We start from the raw sequence: 18043 nt of genomic DNA on the forward strand, positions 1-18043 counted from the left end.
TTGGGGTATGTTGATTGGTAGAACCTGGTGAGGAGTGCGGCGGGAGGGAGAGGCGCCGGGGCTCAGTCCTCGTCGGGGTGACGGTGGAGCTCCATCCAGTCGGTGGCGAAGTCGACCAGGGTGGGTTGGTGGATGAGGCGCGCGGTGGCGCCGCCGATCGTCGCGATGTGGAGGGTAGGGGAGGCGTGGGCGGCTTCGAAGTCGCGGCCCAGACGCGGGAAGTCGTCGGTGTCCAGGGCCAGCATCGGGTAGGAGACCCAGGCGCGCTGGCCGTCGACGAGCATGGCGCAGCCCTCGGAGATGGTGGATTTGGCGGGGAAGTCGGCGCGGTGTTCGGCCAGGTGCAGCGAGGTGTTGCGCTCGTGGCCAACGCCCAGCAGGAGCACGTGGCCGTCGAGATCGTAGTGGCGAGCCAGGGGGGAGGTTTCGCCGAACTCGTGGAGGAGGGGGTGGTGGTCGACGAGCGTGGCGGCGGCCGGGCCCAGCGCGGCAAAGGAGCCCACCGGGTGGGGGCTGCGGCGGGCGTCGGGGCAGGTGCGTACCAGTTCGGCGAGCTGGCCCATGAGGTTGGAGGGGGTGCGTTGGGGGTCGAAAGCGGGGGTGTGGTCGCGGATGGTTTGAACCCAGTCGGCGGGGACGGGAGGGTTTTCCCAGCGGGCCGGGTCGGTGTTGAAGGAGGTGTGGGTGGGGACCATCAGGGTGCCCTGAGGGCCGATGGCGTCGAGGAGGGCCAGGAGCAGGGTCTGGGCGCCGCCGACGATGAAGCCGATGCGGCGCATGGAGCAGTGCACCAAGAGGTTCATGCCCGGGGTCAGGCCGAGGGCGCGCAGCTCGCTGGCGAGGGAGTCGCGGGTATGAGGGTGAGGGGTGCGACGGATGAGGGCGGCCTGGGACATCGCGGGGCTCGGGGTGGCTCAGAGCATGTTGAGGGGGTCGACGTCGATGATGATGCGGACGTTTCGGTGGTGGGGCTGTCCGGCGTCGAAGTGGCCGGCCAGCTCCAGGGTGCGGATGGTGAAGCGGCGCAGTAGGGCGCGGTCGGCGGCTTTGAGCAGGAGCTGCCAGCGGGATCGGTTTTTGATGCGGGCGATCGGGGCCATGGCCGGGCCGAGCATGGAGACGGCGTCTCCGAAGGCGCGCTCGGTGCGCAGGAGACGGCGGGCGGCGGTGGCGTAGTTGCGGGTGGCCTGGACGGTGGCGCCTTCGTTGGCGCCTTCGAATTTCAGGGCGATGAGGTGTCCGAAGGGCGGGTAGCCCATGGCCTGGCGCTGGGCGAGTTCGCGCTCGGCGAAGCTCTCAAAGTCGTGTTCGCGGGCGGTGAGCAGGCTGTAGTGCTCCGGGGTGTAGGTCTGGATGATGACCTTTCCGGGGCTGTCGGCGCGTCCGGCGCGTCCGGCGACCTGGGTCAAGAGCTGGAAGGTGCGCTCGGCGGCGCGGAAGTCGGGGAAGTTTAAGCTCATGTCGGCCAGGACCACGCCGACCAGGGTGACGTCGGGGAAGTCGTGGCCTTTGGTGACCATCTGGGTGCCGACCAGGATGTCGATCTCGCGGCGGCGGAAGCTGGTCAGGAGCTGTTGGAGTCGGGGGCCGGCGCCGGTGTCGCGGTCCAGGCGGGCGACGCGGGCGCGGGGGTAGAGTTCGCGCAGGTGGGCTTCGAGCTGCTCGGTGCCCACGCCCTTGCGGTCGATGCCGGTGTGCAGGCATTCGGGGCAGGATTCGGGCATGCGCAGCGAGAAGTCGCAGTGGTGGCAGCGCAGGGCCTCCATGCGGCGATGGTAGGTCAGGGAGACGTCGCAGTGGGGGCAGTGAAAGACGTGGCCGCAGGCCTCGCAGACGACGCAGGGGGAGAAGCCGCGGCGGTTGAGAAAGAGGATGGCCTGCTTCTGGTCGTGGAGGGTGTCGTCCAGGGCGCCGAGCAGGCGAGTGGAGAGCAGGGAGGAGGGGCCGGCGGTGGGGTTGTGGGGGCCGCGGCGCATGTCGACGATATCGACCGGGGGGAGCGCGCGGGCGGCCACGCGCTCGGGCATTGCCAGGTAGGTCAGGCGGCCCTGGCGAGCGTTGTAGAAGGACTCCAGGATGGGGGTGGCGCTGCCCAGGATGACCTGGGCCCTGGCGAGTTTGCCGCGCACCAGGGCCATGTCGCGGGCGTTGTAGCGGGTGCCCTCTTCCTGCTTGAAGCTGGGGTCGTGTTCTTCGTCGACGACGATGACGCCCAGGTCGTTGATGGGGGCAAAGAGCGCGGAGCGGGCGCCGATGACGATGTCGACCTCATCGCGGCGGATCTGGCGCCATTGATCGAATTTCTGGGCGGCGGTCAGGCCGGAGTGGAGCACGGCGATGCGCTCTCCGAAGTGGGAGCGGAAGACGCCGACGAACTGTGGGGTCAGGGCGATTTCGGGGAGGAGCACCAGGGCGCGGCGGCCGGCGGCCAGGGTGTCGCGGATGATGCGGACGTAGGTTTCGGTTTTGCCGCTGCCGGTGACCCCGTGGAGGACGAAGCCCTCGAAGCGGCCGGCCTGGCGGGCGCGGGCCACGGCGTCGACGGCGCGTTGCTGGGGCAGGGTGAGTTCGAACGAGGGGGCGGGCTCCACCGGGGCGTCGGCGAAGGGATCGCGGTAGACCTCTTCTTCCCAGGATTCGATCAGGCCGCGCTCCTCCAGGGCCTTGAGGCTGGAGTAGGGGCTGGCGATATGCTCGCGGATCTCGGGTAGGGAGAGCGAGGGCATGCCGTCGAGAAGTTTGAGGATCTGGAGTTGGTTGGCGCCCAGACGGCCGGTGAGGGTGCCCCGGGGGCGAGGGAGGAGCTTGAAGTAGCGCTCGGTTTTGGGCTTGAGGGAGGCCGATTCCTGGTAGGTGACCTCGACCAGGCCGCGGAGTTCGAGTTCGGCGAGGCGGTGGTAGGTGAGTTCGGCGTGGGACTCGCGCAGGGCGGCCACCGGGGTGGGCTCGGTGTCGCTTAAGGAGGCCAGGGCTCCGGCCAGCTCCAGGGAGAGCGGGGTCTGGGGGGCGTTGGGGGCCGGGGTGCGCTGATCTTCGGGCAGGCGGCGGTAGTGCTTAATGCCCTCCACGCGCACCGCCGAGGGAATTGCCAGGCGGACGACTTCGCCGATTGGCGAGAGGTAGTAGTCGGCGACAAAGGAGAGGAAGCGCACGTCGTGGGGGGAGAGCAGGGGCTCGGGGTCGACCAGGTCGTAGAGGTCGCGGATTTTGGGGGCCAGCGTCGGGTCGTCGAGCTCGGTGCTCAGGGCGACGATGAGGCCGGTTTTGGAGCGGTTGCGGAAGGGGACCTGGACGAGCTGGCCCGGCGCGATGTGGTCGCGCAGGTGCTCGGGCACGCGGTAGGAGAGCGCGGTGAAGAGGGGCACATCCAGGGCCACCTGGGCGTAGAGCGGGGAGGAGGAAGTCATCGGGAGGCGTCTCCCAGGAGCAGGCGTCGGGCGTCCTGACGGGCGGCCTGGAGCCAGTGCGCGTCGCGGAGCACATCACCGAAGCGAAATTCGGGGAGGCCGGCCTGTTTGACGCCCAGAAATTCGCCGGGGCCGCGGATGGAGAGGTCGGTTTCGGCGAGTTCGAAGCCGTCGTCGGTCTGGACAAAGGCGGCCAGGCGGCGTTCGGCGTCTTCGGTCAGGGTGAATCCGGCGATGAGGATGCACATGGAGTCGGCCGATCCGCGGCCGACGCGGCCGCGCAGCTGGTGGAGCTGGCTGAGGCCAAAGACTTCCGGGTTTTCGATGATCATCAAGGTGGCGTTGGGGACGTCGACGCCGACCTCGACCACGGTGGTGGCGCAGAGGACATCGATGTCGGCGTTGGCAAAGCGTTGCATCACGGCGTCTTTGGCGGCGCCGTCCATGCGGCCGTGGAGCACGCCCAGGCGCAGGCCTTTGAGGGGGCCGTTGGCCAGGCGTTCGGCCTCTTCGGTGACGGAGCGACGGTTTGCGGCGGCCTCGCTGGCTTCGACCAGGGGGTAGACGAAGTAGGCCTGTTCGCCGGTCTGCTGGATGCGCTCTTTGACGTAGTCGTAGATTTTGGGGGCGCGGGAGCGGTCGCGCAGTTCGGTGCGCACGGGTTTGCGGCCCGGGGGCTTTTCGCGGATGAGGGTCAGGTCGAGATCGCCGAAGACCGCGTGGGCCAGGGAGCGGGGGATGGGGGTGGCGGTCATGGCCAGGAGGTGCGGGTCCTGGCCTTTGGCCAGGAGGGAGTCGCGCTGGTCGACGCCGAATTTATGTTGTTCGTCGACGATGACGAGTGCCAGGGACTGGAAGCGGACCTCGTTTTGGAAGAGGGCGTGGGTGCCGATGACCAGGGGGAGATCTCCCTGGGCCAGGCGGGCCAGGGTGTCGCGGCGCTCGGCGGCCGGCTGGGAGCCGACCAGGAGCGCGTGGGGGATGTCCAGGGCTTCAAAGAGGGCGTGGGCGTTGCGGGCGTGCTGGCGGGCCAGGATCTCGGTGGGGGCGAGGATGGCGACCTGGTGGCCGTTGGCGATGGCGATGGCGGCGGAGAGCAGGGCGACGACGGTTTTTCCGCTGCCGACATCACCCTGGAGGAGGCGTCGCATGGGGACGCGGGTGGAGAGGTCGTCGGCGATGGTGGCGATGGCCTTTTTCTGGTCGCCGGTGAGTTCGAAGGGGATCTTTTTGAGGAGTTCTCGGCCCAGCGTGCGTTCGGTGAGGCGGGGGGCCTGGGCGGCACGGCGCTGGGCGATGTAGCGCTCGGTGAGCGCGAGTTGAAGGTCGAAGAACTCCTGGTAGATCAGGCGGTTGCGGGCGGTGATGAGCTCTTGGCGGAAGCGCTCCAGATCGTCGTAGGGGCGCAGCACATGGATCACGCGCAGGGCATCGGCCAGGGTGGGGAGTTGGTGCTCCTGGAGGAGGTGGGCGGGGAGTCCTTCCTGGAGGTCGGCGTGGAGGAGCTCGAAGGCCTGGGTGATGGCCGGGGGTAGCAGGGAGTCGCGGACCTCTTCCATGGAGCTGTAGATGGGGACGACTTCGGTGCGGGGGGCGCGGGTTTCTTCGCCGCGGAGGATCTCGAAGTTGGGGTGCACCATCTGGGGCGGGTCGCGCTCATGGTCGAGCTTGCCTTCGACGCGCATCCAGTCGCCGGGGCGGAAGCGTTTGACGAAGCCGGGGAAGGCCAGGTTGAACCAGATCAGCTTGAATTCGGCGTCGTCGACCTGGAGGCGCACCTCCAGGGGGGCGCGGCTGTGGCGCGCGGGCGGGAGGACGTGGGAGATCTGGCCGATGACCTCCACAAAGGAGGCGCGGCGTTCGAGCAAGGCCTGACCGGGCCAGAAGCGGTAGGTGGGCCGGTACTTGCGGGGCATGTGCAGCAGGAGGTGGAGCTGGTCGAGGATGCCCCGCTCGCGCATGCGGGCGGCGGTTTTGGGGCCGATGCCTTTGAGGCGCTCCAGCCCCAGGGGGTGCGGGTGCGCCAGGTGCAGGGTGAGACGGCCGGCGATGGCAGGGGGGGATGAGTCAGTCATGGGAGCGGCCGGTAGTGGCCCGGGGGAATCAGGAAGGCTGGCAGAAGCGCAGGTGGCTGTAGGGGGCCGGGGCTGGCAGGCAGGCGCGGCCCTGGCAGTCGGCCGGGGTGTCGCAGGGTTTGAGGCAGAGCTGGTTGTTCTGGGCGTCGGGGATGCAGCGCAGCTCGGCCGGGCAGCCGTTGGTGTGGAGGTTGGCCACCGCGCAGGGGCTGAACTCGGATTTGGAGGCGAAGCCGCCGTTGATCAGGCAGCGCGTGGCGGGCTGGCAGCTGAGTTGGGGGTAGTCTTTGTTGGGGGCGCAGGCCTGTCCGGCGGGGCAGGCGTTGCTGGCGAGGATGTCGCAGGTTGGCGAGCAGAAGCCCACGCCGTAGTAGTTGGCATCGCTGTCGTCGTTGACGCAGATTTCGTCTTCGGCGCAGCCCTGGCCCGTGGCGAGTTCGCACATGTTGACGCAGCGGGCCTGGCGCGGGTCGGGGGCTGCAAAGGAGTGGCAGTGCAGGCCGGGGCCGCAGCTGCTGGCGCCGCCCTCGGCGCAGCTATCGCCGAGCTGGCCGGTGCCCAGGGTCTCGGGGGCGGCGCAGGAGGGGGAGAATTCCACCGCGCCGGGCGGGGGGATAAAGCGCAGGTAGCAGGCCTGGTTGTCGGTGCAGCCGGTCTGGTCGACCGGGTTGCAGTCGCCGGAGAGCGGCGGCACGTCATCGGGGCAGCTCAGCGGAACGCACTGGCTGGCCACACAGGTCTCGGTGGTCTCGCAGGCGTTGTTGCAGGTGCCGCAGTGCTGCGGGTCGAGGTTGGTGTCGACGCAGCGCTGGTCGCAGCTCACCAGGCCGAGTTCGGCGCAGGTGGGGGGCTCCAGGGCATCGGCGTCGTTCGCATCGGCGTCGGGACCTTCGACATCGGCGTCGGATGGGTCGGCATCGGCATCGTGGACGTTGGAGGCGTCGCCGGCGTCGGGATCGACCTGGTCGACCGGGGCCGGGACCGAGTCGAGGTCGAAGTGAAGGTTGCAGCCGGCCGTGGCAAAGAGTGCCAGGCTGAGCGCGAAGAGGAGCGAGCGCGTAGAGGAGGTCATCGTGAGTATCAGGGCTTAAAAGGTGGAGGAGAAGCGGACCATGCCGGAGCCGTCGGGGGAGAAGGCCAGGTCGATTTCGGCGGGGCCCTCAGCGGCGGTGACACCGAAGACCCACATGCCCAGACCCAGGACGGCCGCGCCGGCCCCGGAGTAGAGCAGGATGCGCCCGGTGCTGGCGCGGCTCTCAATGTCGGAGCGCAGGCGGCGGTAGTCGTCGAGGCGGCCCTGGTCGGCGGCTTGCTGGTAGGCCTCCAAATCGGAGCTGAGGCCGCGGTCGATGAGGAGTGCGCCGGTGAGGAGGCCGGCGCCGACCACGGTGGTGCCGACACCGGCCCATCCCACCAGTCCCATGCCGGCGTTGGCGTGCTGGAGAGGGGGAGGTGCGGGCAGGGCGGCGCGCGCCTCTTCCGAGTGCTGGTCGGCCTCGGCTTTGCGGGCAAGGGCTTCGGCCATCTCCGGGGCGAGGGCTTCGGCGGTGACGACCACGTGGAGGGCGTCGACGCGGGCGTCGACCCGCACGCGGGCCTGGTCGGGGAGTCCCTCCATGCGCTGGGTGGCCAGGATGGTCTGGTAGGCCTCGCGGTGGTTGCCCAGGCGAGAGTGGGCCAGCGACATGTTGTAGAGGATCATGGGGTCGGGGCGCTGCTCGTAGGCCCGACGGAAGGAGAGGATCGCGCGCGCGTAGTTGCCCTCGATGAAGAAGCCGGCGCCCTCATCGAAGTACTGCTGGGCGAGTTCATCGGGGGTGTTCTGGGCTGCGGCGGGGCTGGCCAGGAGGCCGCAGAGCAGCAGGACGCTCAGGGGGATGAGGCGTCGGCGGAGCAAAGGCATGGTGCGATCCATCGTAGGTGAAAGCGGCTCAGTAAAGGGTGTCGAGCGCGGGGAAGCTGGGCTCGGCGGATTTGTGGGGCGCGGGTTCGGGCTCGGGCGCCGGCCCGGGCTCAGATTTCGGCGTGGGCGCGGGGTCGGCGCGTCGTGGCGCGGGTTTGGACGGCGTGGTCGCGGCCCGGCGCGGGGGTTCGGGCCGGGCTTCGGGTTCGGGGAGCGTCAGGTGCACGGGCTCGCTCAGGTCGACGAGCTCCGTGGAGACCTCGCGTCCGTCGGGGTGGCGCGCGCTGAGGGTCTGCGGCAGATTAAGGTCTTCGACAGGCAGACTCAGAGGTGCGTCGCCCAGGGGGCGGCCGTCGAGAAAGAGCGCCAGGCCGGCTGGTGAGGTGTCAATCTGGAGCGGAGGTTGCACCGCTGGCTCGGGGGCCACCTCGGGGGCGCTTTCCACCTCAAAGGTTAGTTCCGGGGCGCGCGCGACTTCCGGCTGCGGGGCCGTCTCCACCGAGGGCGCCGGCTGCGGGGCCGTCTCCACCGAGGACGCGGGGGAGGAGGTCAGGGCGAAGATACTCGCACCGATGGCGATGAGCATCACGAGGATGGCGATCAGCGGGGCGGCGATGCCTCGGCGGCGCGCCGGGGGCGGAGCGCCGGTGTCGCTCGGCGAATCGGGGGCCGCCAGCGCTGGCGAGTTTTCGTTAGCGGGGGCGTGGGGTGCCGGCTCGGGAGTGAGGGGGGCGGGCTCGGGAGTGTGGTCGGCCGGCGCCGGGCTCTGGGGGAGGGCGACCAGCGGGTGCTCGGCGTCCCAGTACTGAAGGTGTGCCACGATCTGGGAGGCGCTGTTTAAACGGGTGGCCAGATCCTTGGCGAGCATGCCCTGGATGATCGAGCGCAGGCCGATCGGGATGTTGAGTTCAGTGGGGAGAGTAAAATTCTGGGGCCCGAGCTGATGGGCGATGATGGTCATGGTGGTGGAGCCGGCCGCGGCCTTGGTGCCGGTGAGCAGCTCAAAGGCGACCAGCCCCATGCTGTAGATGTCGCAGGCCGGTCCGATGCTTTCGCCCATGAGCTGTTCGGGGGCCATGTAGCGGGGAGTGCCCACGAGCATGCCGGCCTGCGTGAGATCGGCGGAGGTCAGGTCGCCGGCTTCGGCCAGGGGTTTGGCGATGCCGAAGTCGAGCACCTTGACCCGGTCGGCTTTCCCCATGTGCTCGTAGAGCAGGATGTTGGCCGGTTTGATGTCGCGGTGAAGGACGCCGTACTGGTGGGCTTCGGCCAGGCTCTCCAGGGCCTGCGAGAGGATGGTGGCGACGCGGTGCGGGGCCAGCGGCCCCTCTTGCTTGAGGACCACATCCAGGGAGTTGCCGGAGACGAACTCAAAGGCCATGTAGGACATGCCCTGCGCGGTCCGGCCGTACTCGTACATGGTGATGGTGTGCGGGTCGCGCAGCTGGGCGACCAGGCGGGCCTCGCGCTGGAAGCGTTTGACCCAGATGGCTTCGGCGCCCTCAGTGTCGCTGGAGCTCGTGGACGCAAAGGGCTTGAGGACTTTGAGGGCGACCGGACGTCCCAGCTCGATCTGGGTGGCGCGGTACACGTGCGCAAACCCACCCACTCCAAGGACCGCGTCGATGCGGTACTTGCCTTCGAAGAGCTCGCCGGGTTGTGGCGGGTTCCAATCCATGAGGGGGCGTTCCAGACAGCAAAACCAGCGTTGAAGGGGCGCCTGCTCCTGGCGAAAGGAGCAGCCGAGGCAACCTAACAGGAGGGGGCCCGGGGCGCCAATTCAAGTCGTTGGGAGGCGTGCGTCGGAGGGGCGAATGTAGTTGGGTTCGAGCTGGACGAGGTCGTGGGGCCCGTGGGTGGCCAGATGCTGACGGGCCAGCAGAGCGACGCCCACCGCCGAGGGGGGGGCCAGGGGCGCCGGGGGGCGCAGGACGAGGTCGGCTGGAAGCTCCTGGAGGGCCGGGTAAGCCCGGATGCCGTCGCCGATGAGCGCGATGGGGTGGGGCGCGTCGAGTGTTTGGAGTTCGTCGGCCAGGAGCTCGGGGGCGCGGGTGTCTTCGGGGAGAAGCGTGAGGAGCCGGCCCTCCCGGGCGACGTAGGCCCCGGCGTAGACCTCGTGGCGGCGAGCGTCGAAGGCCACGCAGACCGGTTGACCGGGTGAGCTCAGCGCCAGGGGGAGGGCGGCGGCCGCCAGGCTGGAGACCCCGACGATCGGGCGTTGGTGGGCGCGCGCCAGGGCCTTGGACGCGGCCAGGGCTACCCGCAGGCCGGTGAAGGAGCCCGGACCCAGCCCCACGGCGAAGAGCTCCACCTGGGAGAGGTCCAGGCTCTGGGCGTTGAAGAGGGCCTCGATGTTGGCGAGCAGGGCGCTGCCGTGGTTGTAGCGCACCCGCTGGGCGCGGGTCTCCAGGAGCTGGTCGCCGTCGAGCAGCGCCAGCGCCTGGGTGCGGGTGGCGGCGTCGATGGCCAGCACCTTATCGGAGGGCAGGGAGGTCAGGGTCATGGCGGGCTCAGCGGGTTTCGAAGAATTCGACGGCTCGGTGCCAGTTGCGCTCAATGTCGTTCTTAAATGCCAGAATCATCAGCATCAAGATCAGCGTAAAGCCGATGTAGGCCGCGATCTGACGGGTGCGGAAGCTCAGCGGGCCGCGCTTGATGGCTTCCAGGGCAAAGAGCATCAGCTGCCCGCCGTCGAGCACCGGAATGGGCAGGAGGTTGAGGATGGCCAGGTTGATACTGATCAGGGCCATCATCTCCAGAAAAGGCTCCCAGCCGGCGCGTCCGGCCTCGGCGGCCAGCTCGCCGATCATGATCGGACCACCGATGCTCTTGGTGGAGACGCGCCCCTCGGCCATCCGCACCAGCCCCAGGGTGAGCATGCGGGAGAACTTCCAGGTCTGACTAAAGGCCTCGGAGGTGGCGTAGCCCAGGCGGCTGAAGAAGGGGTGGGGGATGTTCTCCGGGGTGACCGAGTTCCGCAGGGAGTCCCAGCCGTTGTAGATGCGGTAGCGGGTCTGCTCGGTGGCGTCGCTGTAGGCGGTGACCGAGGTGGTCAGGGTGGTGGTCAACGGCTTTCCGTCGCGCTCAAAGGCGATCTTAAAATCGGTCTGGAGCGGGGGGGCGTCTTCGCCGGCGGCGTCGCGATCGACGATGCGCTGGTTGATGGTGTTGTGAATGTGGCTGAGCATCAAGGACCAGCTGGAGAAGGCGCGGTCGTCGACGGAGAGGATGCGGTCGCCGGGCTTGAGGCCGGCTTCGGCCACCGGGCTCTCGGGTTTGACCTGGGCGATGACCATCTCGGCCGGCGTGATGCCGATGGCGTACTCCCCATCGACGAGCTCGGGGGTGACGTCGAGCTCGATGAGGCGCTGTTTGTAGAAGGTGCCGTAGTCGACGTGTACCGGATAGCGGCGCAGCGCCTTGATATGCAGGGGCTCTCCCTGGCTCTCGCGCACCAGCGATTCCACCTCGTGGAAGCGGGAGACCGGGGTCTCATCGACGGCGATGATGCGGTCGAAATAGGCCAGGCCGGCGCGGGCGGCCGGGCCCTGGTGGTCGGTCAGAGCGATGGTGGAGCCGGCGGTGCCCAGGTGGATACCGATGAGCCCGTAGGTGCGGCGGTCCAGCCCCAGGTGGTCGGTAGCCTCAAAGCGGGCCGGGGTCAGGTGGGTGGTGAAGCGCTCGCCATCGCGCTCGTAGACGACCTCCAGCTCCTGATCGTAGGCCGGGCGGGTGTAGTGGGCGACGTCGTGAAAGAAGCGTACCGGATGGCCCTCGATCTCCACGATGCGGTCGCCGGCCTGGATGCCGGCCTGGGCGGCCGGGGCCTCCGGGTAGGCCTGGCCGACCACCGCCGGCGGGGCGGTGGTCTGGAGCATGGCGAAGACGAAGTAGATGGCCACCGGGAGGATGAAGTTGGCCAGGGGGCCGGCCAGAATCACCAGGGAGCGCTGCCAGATGGGTTTGGCCATCAGCGCCCGCTTTTGCTCCTCTTCGGGCAGGTCTTCAATGGATTCCAGATCGGCGCCGAACAACTGCACGTACCCCCCCAGGGGGAGCGCGCAGAGGGCGAACTCGGTTTCACCGCGCTGGTAGGTGGCGATGGCCGGTCCAAAACCCAGCGCAAAGCGCAGGACTTTGACGTCGAAGAGGCGAGCGACCAGGTAGTGGCCGAGCTCATGGACGAAGACCAGGACGCCGATGAGGATGATGAAGTAGATGAGGCTCATGGGTGCCTGCGGGCGAGGGGCCAGGGGAGCGTCGAGGGATCGGGCTTAGAAGCCCCGGGTGGTGAAAATCATGAAGTAATAGACCCAGGGAGAGGCAAAAAACAACGCGTCGATGCGGTCGAGGATTCCACCGTGTCCGTAGATGATGGTCCCGCTATCTTTGACATCGTGCGCGCGTTTGACCAGGGATTCGGCCAGGTCACCGGTCTGCCCCAGGAGGTTCGCCGGGATGGCCAGTGCCAGGATCTGGAGGAACGAGAGGTCGGTCCAGGCCTCGGGGGCCAGCGCGACGAAGAGAGCGTTGAAGGCCATGGCAAAGAGCACGCTGGCGACCACGCCGCCGAGCGCGCCTTCGACCGATTTGTTGGGGCTGACCGAGGGGTAGAGCTTGTGCTTGCCCAGGGCCCGGCCGCTGAAATAGGCGCCGGTGTCCGAGGCCCAGACGATGGCCAGGGTCATCAGGATCCACATCGGGCCGGCCTGCTCACCATCGCGGCCCAGCAGGGCAATGAAGGTGATGAGGATGCCGCCGTAGAGGATCGCGGTGATGGCCGAGCCTATCTGGTGGGTGACGCGGCTCTGATCTTTGAAGGCAAAGAGAAAGTAGAGGAACACCGCCAGCGTGGTGCCGGCCAGCGCCGGCACAAAGAAGGCCGGGGCGAAGTAGAGCACGTTCATCAGGCCCACACCCAGGATCATGGCGACGACGCGCCCGCCGGGGTGCTCGGAGCTGAAGGTGATGCCGCAGAACTCCCAGATGGAGATCGCGCCCACCAGGGCGATGAAGGCAAAGAAGAGCCAGGCCGGGGCGTAGAGGATCAGCGCGATGAGCAGGGGCAACGCCACGATCGCGGTGATCAGGCGTGGTATCAGGTCAGATTTTTTCTTGGACATCGTCGGGGAGGGGTGCGGGCAAGCCCGGGCAGCGCCGGGAAGGGGATTCAGGAGCGCTGGAGCTCGGCGATTTTTTGCTCGATGGCCGAGTTATCGGGTTCCATGCTCAGGGCGAATTGGAGGTTCTGCAGGGCGGCGGCCGGGTTGCCGATGGCCAGATCGCGTTGGGCGAGCTTGAGAAAGCGGCGGGCCTGGGGGCCCCTGGCGAGCTCGTCGAGGGTGCGGGGACCGCGCTCGGCCATGTTGGTGGCCTCCGGGTCCAGGCGGAGCTGCCCCTGCTGGAGGGCGTCTTCGTAGATGGCGCGCAGCCGGCGGTCGGAGATGGCGGCGTAGGCCTCGGTTAACAACTTATAAAAGGTATTTACCTGGTCGTAGAGCGCCTTACCCCAACGCTCGCCGGTGTATTGCTCGTAGCGATCGGGGTGAAAGCGCAGGCTCAAGACGTCGAAGGCCTTGACGATGCGATGGTGAGGCGCGCCGTTGTTGAGGCCCAACAGCTGGAAGTAGCTCTGTTTGTCGGCCAGTTCGAGGCGCTTTTTGGTTTCGTTGTAAAAGGCGCGCCACTGCTCCAGGTCGGCGCTGGAGCGCTGCGGGGGGACCAGGGCCTGCAGGGCGTTGCGAAAGACCGGCCCGGGCACCGGGTAGCGTAGGACTCGGGTGACCGGGGCGCCGGCCGGGGCCTGGTCCGGGTAGAGGAGAAGGATGGGGAGCTCGGGCAGGTGCGTCTGCAGCTCACGTAAGAGCTGCCCGGTGGCCTGATCGGCCAGGTGGACGTGCACGATGGCCGCGGCCACCGGGCGTCCGACGAGCTTCTGGGCGATGCCGGCGCCTTTTTTGGTGGCGACCGGTTTGAAGTGCCCCGGAGGCAGGTCTGCCAGGATGCGTTTGAGAAGCCCGACATCACCGCAGGCCACAAGGAGCTGTTTCATGGGATACGTCCCTCTGGGAGCACGGATGAGCGGGGAGCAGCGTTACAGGGCGTGCCGGGGTCAAGGTACAGGTTGTGAGTACAAGATTTTGGGGGAAACGGAAAGCAGGGGCGGGCGCGGCGCCGGGCGCGACCCGTGCCCCGAAGGGCTAAGAGGCCGGGCTGGTTGACAGAAAAAGGGCGCGCGCGATAATCGCGGGCTGCGCGACGGCTGCGGCACGCGGGGTGAGGATGATGCGTGTGCCGTGGACACTTCCCCCCTTTTGATTTGAGGCGATGAGAGATGGTTCCGAACCCCGAGAAGAAGCAGGTTCGCAAGGCGGTGATCCCGGTGGCCGGGTTTGGTACGCGGCTCCTGCCGGTGACCAAGTCGGTGCCCAAGGAGTTGTTGCCGGTGGTCGATGTGCCGGCGATTCAGGTGGTGGTGGAAGAGTGCGTGGCCGCGGGGATCGAAGAGGTGATTTTGATCACCGGCCGGGGCAAGGGCGGGGTCGAGGATCATTTCGACTATAACTTCGAGCTTGAGAACATCCTGGAAGTACGCGGCAAGATCGAGGAGCTGGAGCGGGTGCGCTCGATCAGCCAGATGATCCGCACGATCGCGATTCGCCAGAAGAAGCCCCTGGGGCTGGGACACGCGATCCTGTGCGCGCGTGACGTGGTGGGGGATGAGCCCTTTTTGGTGGTGTTGCCCGACGACCTGATCGGCTCCAACCCGCCGGTGACCCGTCAGTTAATCGATGTGTACGAGCGCTACGGTCAGGCGGTGGTCAGCGTGATGCCGGTGAGCGACGAGGAGGTCTCGCGCTACGGAATCATCACCGGGGAGAACTGGGCGCCGGGGCTGCACCGGGTGCGGGGCATCGTGGAAAAACCCACGGTGGAACTGGCCCCCTCCAACCTGGCGGTGATCGGGCGTTATCTGCTGCCGCCGGTGATTTTTGACATGCTGGCCGAGGTGGAGCCGGACGCCTCTGGTGAGATTCAGCTCACCGATGCCCTGAGCCGCCTGAGCCGGGAGCGCGCGCTGGTGGGCTATGAGTTTAAGGGGCGTCGCCACGACATCGGCGATAAGCTGGGCTTTCTGACGGCGAACATCTCCTACGGGCTGCGCCATCCGGAGATGGGACCGCGGTTGCTGGAGTACCTGCGGCGCAAGGTTCGGGAGGCCGATGAGGCGGGCAAGTAAAGGGGCGGCGCGCGGGTGCGCGGCGGTGGCGGTGGCGGTGGTAGGGCTGGTCGGGAGGCCGGCGCCGGCCTCGCCGCCGCCTTTTTTGTGGGCGCTGGAGGGCGCCGGCCAGCGCGCCGGAGAGGGGGCGGCCGCCCCCTGGATGGTGCGCACGGTGGCGCCCACGCTGCGGGAGTACTGCGGGCAGCGGGTGCTGCGCGATGAGCGGGGGCGGCGCATCACCCTGAGCGAGCGCGCCGACTGGCCCTGGGGGATGGTGCATGCGCTGTGGTGGTCGACGGACGTGGCCGAGGCGCTCAGGGGCCAGGGCGTGCGGGTGGACAGCGCGCAGCGCGGGGTGGAAGTGGTGGAGGGGGCCCTGGCGTACTGCTATGGCGCGGAGGAGGCCCGGATCTGCGTGGACTCGCGGGTGGAGGCCCTGGTGTACGCCCGGGTGGAGCGCGCCGGGGAGCGCTGGGAGTTCTGGATGGAGCCCGCAGCGCAGGCCGCGCGGGTGAGTCGCGGGGGACAGCTGTGGGCGCGCCTGGAGCGCGCGACCTGCGGCGAGGATGAGGGCTAGTCCTTTGAGAAGTCTCGGCGTTTGAGGAGCAGGGCGTTGGTGACTACGCTGACGCTGGAGAAGGCCATGGCCATGGCCGCAAAGGCCGGGCGGAGCAGGCCCAGGGCGGCCACCGGGATGAGCACCGTGTTGTAGACAAAGGCCCAGAAGAGGTTCTGGCGGATCTTGGTGTAGGTGGCCGCCGAGAGCGAGATGGCTCGTCGCACCCCGTCGAGGGAGCTGGAGATCAGGGTGATGTCGGCCGACTCAATGGCCACGTCGGTGCCCGAGCCGATGGCGATGCCCAGGTCGGCCTGGGCCAGCGCCGGGGCGTCGTTGACGCCGTCGCCGATCATGGCGACTACGCGGCGTCCCTCCTGCTGGATCTCGCGCACCGCCGCGGCCTTATCGCCGGGGCGCACCTCGGCTTTGACGCGCTCGGGGGGGATGCCCACGCGCTCGGCCACCACGCGGGCGGTCTGGGGGTTGTCGCCGGTGATGAGCCAGGTCTCGGTGTCGCGGCCGTGGAGCCACGCGATCAGCTCGGTGGCGTCGTCGCGCAGGGTGTCTTCCAGGGCAAAGAGGGCCAGGGGCCGGCCGGTGGCAGCCATGGCGACCACGGTTTTTCCCTGGCTGCGTAGCGCGTCGATGGTGTCGGTGGGCAGCGTCACGCCGGCGAATTCGGCCAGCCAGGAGGGCTTGCCAATGGCCAGGGACTCGCCATCGATGGTGGCGGTGACGCCGTCGCCGGCGATGGTGTTGAACTCGCGGATCGCCGGCAGCGTGAGCTCGCGGCTGCGGGCGGCCCGGATGATGGCCAGGCCGATGGGGTGCTGGCCGGCCTCTTCGATGGCGGCGGCCCGGGCCAGCAGGTCGTCTTCGGCGCCGTGGAGGCTAACCACGTCGGTCAGGGCCATTTCGCCGTGGGTGAGCGTGCCGGTCTTATCAAAGACCACCGCGTGCAGGGCCCGGGCGCGCTCCAGGGCCTGGGCGTTGCGGATGAGCACGCCCATGGTGGCCCCTTTGCCCGAGCCCACCATCATGGCCGTGGGGGTGGCCAGGCCCAGGGCGCAGGGGCAGGCGATGACCAGCACGGCGACCGCCGGGAGGATGGCGTCGGCCGGGGACTCCACCAGGGCCCAGACGACGAAGGTGGCCATCGCGATGAGGATCACCGCCGGCACAAAGATCGAGGAGACCCGGTCGACCAGGCGCTGAATGTTGGCCCGGGATTCCTGGGCTTCTTCGACCTGGCGGGCGATGTGGGCCAGGGCCGTGTCGGCGCCCACGCGGGTGGCCTGCAAGATGAGCTGGCCGTCGGTGTTGATGGTGCCGCCGATGACCGTGTCGCCGGGGCCCCGGGTGACCGGGACGGATTCGCCGGTGATCATCGACTCGTTGACGTCGGAGCGCCCCTGAAGGACCCGGGCATCGGTGGGGATCTTTTCGCCGGCGCGGACCCGCAGAACATCGCCGGGCTGAAGCTCGGCGACGTCGACGGCGACCCATTGTTCGTCGCGGCGGACCTGGGCCTGTTTGGCTCCCAGGTCGAGCAGGGCCTCGATGGCTTCGCCGGCTTTGCCCTTGGCGCGGGCCTCCAGCCATTTGCCCAGGCCGATCAGCGTCAGGATCATCGCCGCGCTCTCATAATAGGTGTGCGCGTGCTCGACGACGCCCCCGATGAAGAGCAGACCCAACACGGTGGAGAAGATGTAGGCCGTGCCGGCACCCAGGGCCACCAGGGTATCCATGTTGACCGAGCGATGGCGCGCGGCGTTGAAGGCGCCCCTAAAGAAGCCCTGGCCGACGTAGGCCATGACCACGCCGGTGAGGTAGATCAGGGTGAGCTGGCGGGTGGCTTCGGCGTGGTAGTTGGCCTGCCAGTCGAGCCACATCGGCCCCATGTCCAGGAGCATGATCGGGAGGGTGAGGATGGCGCCGGCGATCCAGCGTTTTTGCCAGAACTCGGCCTCGGCCCGGCGGCGCTCACTGATGCGGGAGCCGGTGCGGGGCTCGGCGCCGGCGGTGGCGGTGGGGGCCGGGGGCTCCTCGATCTCGTAGCCGGCGCGGTGCACGGCGTCGATGAGGCGTTGGTGATCGCGGGGGGCGTCGGGCTTCCAGATCACCCGGGCCTGTTCGGTGGCGAAGTTGACGCGGGCCTCGGCCACGCCTTCGACCCTGCTTAGGGCGTCTTCCACGCGGGCCACGCACGAGGCGCAGGTCATGCCCCGGACCTCCAGGAGCTCGGAGGGGATGTCGATGGCGGGCAGCGCGTGGTCTGGCGGCTCCTCATCGCCTTGCGGTGCCCGGGGGGCTTCCTGAGGCTTTAGGGGCGCGCGATGGTCGGCGCCGGGGGCGCTATCCCCGTCGCCTTTCTCCGTAGTGGTCTCGCCACCCTCCTGAAGGAGGGTGGCGGGGTATCCGGCCTCGGAGATGGCGTGGGCGATGGTGTCGGCGTCGGGCCCCTCGGGGGCGGTGGTGACCCGGGCGCGGGCGTCGTCGCGATCGACCGTGTGGTCGAGCACGCCGGGGAGGGCGTTGAGGGCTTTTTCGACCCGCGCGACGCATTTGCCACAGGTCATGCCCTGGACCTCAAAGGTCCTGGCGAGCGGCTGACCCGCCTCGCCGGCCTCGCCAGCGCCACCCTCCTGAAGGAGGGTGGCGGGGTATCCGGCCTCGGAGATGGCGTGGGCGATGGTGTCGGCGTCGGGCCCCTCGGGGGCGGTGGTGACCCGGGCGCGGGCGTCGTCGCGATCGACCGTGTGGTCGAGCACGCCGGGGAGGTTGTTGAGGGCTTTTTCGACCCGCGCGACGCATTTGCCACAGGTCATGCCTTCGACGTTAAAGTGAACTACAGGCATGGAATCTCTCCCCGGTGTG

At 68.6% G+C, this 18043-nt stretch carries 13 protein-coding genes; 2 read left to right on the forward strand and 11 right to left on the reverse strand.

Annotated elements, in window-relative coordinates; genetic code table 11:
• Nucleotides 1-62: 62 nt before the first annotated feature.
• From DL240_RS07485 to DL240_RS07530, 10 genes are all read right to left on the reverse strand, one after another.
• Nucleotides 63-896 carry an AAC(3) family N-acetyltransferase gene (locus tag DL240_RS07485; protein WP_111729263.1) on the reverse strand — a complete coding sequence of 278 codons (834 nt, stop codon included), beginning with the start codon at nt 894-896 and terminating at the stop codon, nt 63-65.
• 18 nt (nt 897-914) lie between these two features.
• The gene (gene priA, locus DL240_RS07490) at nt 915-3407 is read right to left on the reverse strand and encodes a replication restart helicase PriA (RefSeq protein WP_111729264.1); all 2493 of its coding nucleotides are present in this window, start codon (nt 3405-3407) and stop codon (nt 915-917) included.
• The gene (gene recG, locus DL240_RS07495) at nt 3404-5482 is read right to left on the reverse strand and encodes an ATP-dependent DNA helicase RecG (protein ID WP_111729265.1); all 2079 of its coding nucleotides are present in this window, start codon (nt 5480-5482) and stop codon (nt 3404-3406) included. Before recG ends, priA begins: the two co-directional genes overlap by 4 nt.
• 28 nt (nt 5483-5510) lie before the next feature.
• Nucleotides 5511-6554, reverse strand: a complete 1044-nt coding sequence (locus tag DL240_RS07500; protein ID WP_111729266.1) for a hypothetical protein — start codon at nt 6552-6554, stop codon at nt 5511-5513.
• 15 nt (nt 6555-6569) lie between these two features.
• On the reverse strand, nt 6570-7385 hold the full coding sequence (locus DL240_RS07505) for a hypothetical protein (protein ID WP_146618165.1): 816 nt from the start codon (nt 7383-7385) through the stop codon (nt 6570-6572).
• A 28-nt stretch (nt 7386-7413) separates the two neighbouring features.
• Entirely contained in the window at nt 7414-9063 is a 1650-nt protein-coding gene (locus DL240_RS07510) for a serine/threonine protein kinase (RefSeq protein WP_111729268.1), read from the reverse strand.
• A 102-nt stretch (nt 9064-9165) separates the two neighbouring features.
• Nucleotides 9166-9888, reverse strand: coding sequence for a tRNA (adenosine(37)-N6)-threonylcarbamoyltransferase complex dimerization subunit type 1 TsaB (gene tsaB / locus DL240_RS07515; RefSeq protein WP_111729269.1), 723 nt, complete (start codon nt 9886-9888; stop codon nt 9166-9168).
• Nucleotides 9889-9895: 7 nt separating this feature from the next.
• Nucleotides 9896-11614: a site-2 protease family protein gene (locus tag DL240_RS07520; RefSeq protein WP_111729270.1), complete on the reverse strand. Its 1719-nt coding sequence runs from the start codon at nt 11612-11614 to the stop codon at nt 9896-9898.
• Nucleotides 11615-11659: 45 nt separating this feature from the next.
• On the reverse strand, nt 11660-12508 hold the full coding sequence (locus DL240_RS07525) for a phosphatidate cytidylyltransferase (RefSeq protein WP_111729271.1): 849 nt from the start codon (nt 12506-12508) through the stop codon (nt 11660-11662).
• 47 nt (nt 12509-12555) lie between these two features.
• Nucleotides 12556-13437 carry a DnaJ domain-containing protein gene (locus DL240_RS07530; RefSeq protein WP_111729272.1) on the reverse strand — a complete coding sequence of 294 codons (882 nt, stop codon included), beginning with the start codon at nt 13435-13437 and terminating at the stop codon, nt 12556-12558.
• Between the two features lie 282 nt (nt 13438-13719).
• Between DL240_RS07530 and galU the strand changes: the two genes are divergently transcribed.
• Nucleotides 13720-14625 carry a UTP--glucose-1-phosphate uridylyltransferase GalU gene (gene galU, locus DL240_RS07535; protein WP_111729273.1) on the forward strand — a complete coding sequence of 302 codons (906 nt, stop codon included), beginning with the start codon at nt 13720-13722 and terminating at the stop codon, nt 14623-14625.
• Complete coding sequence (locus DL240_RS07540) at nt 14609-15184, forward strand: hypothetical protein (protein WP_146618166.1); 576 nt, start codon at nt 14609-14611, stop codon at nt 15182-15184. Before galU ends, DL240_RS07540 begins: the two co-directional genes overlap by 17 nt.
• On the opposite strand, the gene DL240_RS07545 is transcribed toward DL240_RS07540, so the two are convergent.
• Nucleotides 15181-18024, reverse strand: coding sequence for a heavy metal translocating P-type ATPase (locus DL240_RS07545; RefSeq protein ID WP_111729275.1), 2844 nt, complete (start codon nt 18022-18024; stop codon nt 15181-15183). The genes DL240_RS07540 and DL240_RS07545 overlap by 4 nt on opposite strands.
• Between the last annotated feature and the right edge of the window lie 19 nt (nt 18025-18043).

It is taken from the genome of Lujinxingia litoralis, from assembly GCF_003260125.1.
In the GTDB taxonomy this organism is placed as follows: Bacteria; Myxococcota_A; Bradymonadia; order Bradymonadales; family Bradymonadaceae; genus Lujinxingia; species Lujinxingia litoralis.

Bases quoted from the DNA above. Each gene is read 5' to 3' on its own strand.
- recG (WP_111729265.1), bottom strand. From the start codon at position 5,482: ATGACTGACTCATCCCCCCCTGCCATCGCCGGCCGTCTCACCCTGCAC.
- DL240_RS07505 (WP_146618165.1), bottom strand. From the start codon at position 7,385: ATGCCTTTGCTCCGCCGACGCCTCATCCCCCTGAGCGTCCTGCTGCTC.
- galU (WP_111729273.1), top strand. From the start codon at position 13,720: ATGGTTCCGAACCCCGAGAAGAAGCAGGTTCGCAAGGCGGTGATCCCG.
- DL240_RS07500 (WP_111729266.1), bottom strand. From the start codon at position 6,554: ATGACCTCCTCTACGCGCTCGCTCCTCTTCGCGCTCAGCCTGGCACTC.
- DL240_RS07520 (WP_111729270.1), bottom strand. From the start codon at position 11,614: ATGAGCCTCATCTACTTCATCATCCTCATCGGCGTCCTGGTCTTCGTC.
- DL240_RS07485 (WP_111729263.1), bottom strand. From the start codon at position 896: ATGTCCCAGGCCGCCCTCATCCGTCGCACCCCTCACCCTCATACCCGC.
- priA (WP_111729264.1), bottom strand. From the start codon at position 3,407: ATGACTTCCTCCTCCCCGCTCTACGCCCAGGTGGCCCTGGATGTGCCC.
- DL240_RS07510 (WP_111729268.1), bottom strand. From the start codon at position 9,063: ATGGATTGGAACCCGCCACAACCCGGCGAGCTCTTCGAAGGCAAGTAC.
- tsaB (WP_111729269.1), bottom strand. From the start codon at position 9,888: ATGACCCTGACCTCCCTGCCCTCCGATAAGGTGCTGGCCATCGACGCC.
- DL240_RS07530 (WP_111729272.1), bottom strand. From the start codon at position 13,437: ATGAAACAGCTCCTTGTGGCCTGCGGTGATGTCGGGCTTCTCAAACGC.
- DL240_RS07525 (WP_111729271.1), bottom strand. From the start codon at position 12,508: ATGTCCAAGAAAAAATCTGACCTGATACCACGCCTGATCACCGCGATC.
- DL240_RS07545 (WP_111729275.1), bottom strand. From the start codon at position 18,024: ATGCCTGTAGTTCACTTTAACGTCGAAGGCATGACCTGTGGCAAATGC.
- DL240_RS07540 (WP_146618166.1), top strand. From the start codon at position 14,609: ATGAGGCGGGCAAGTAAAGGGGCGGCGCGCGGGTGCGCGGCGGTGGCG.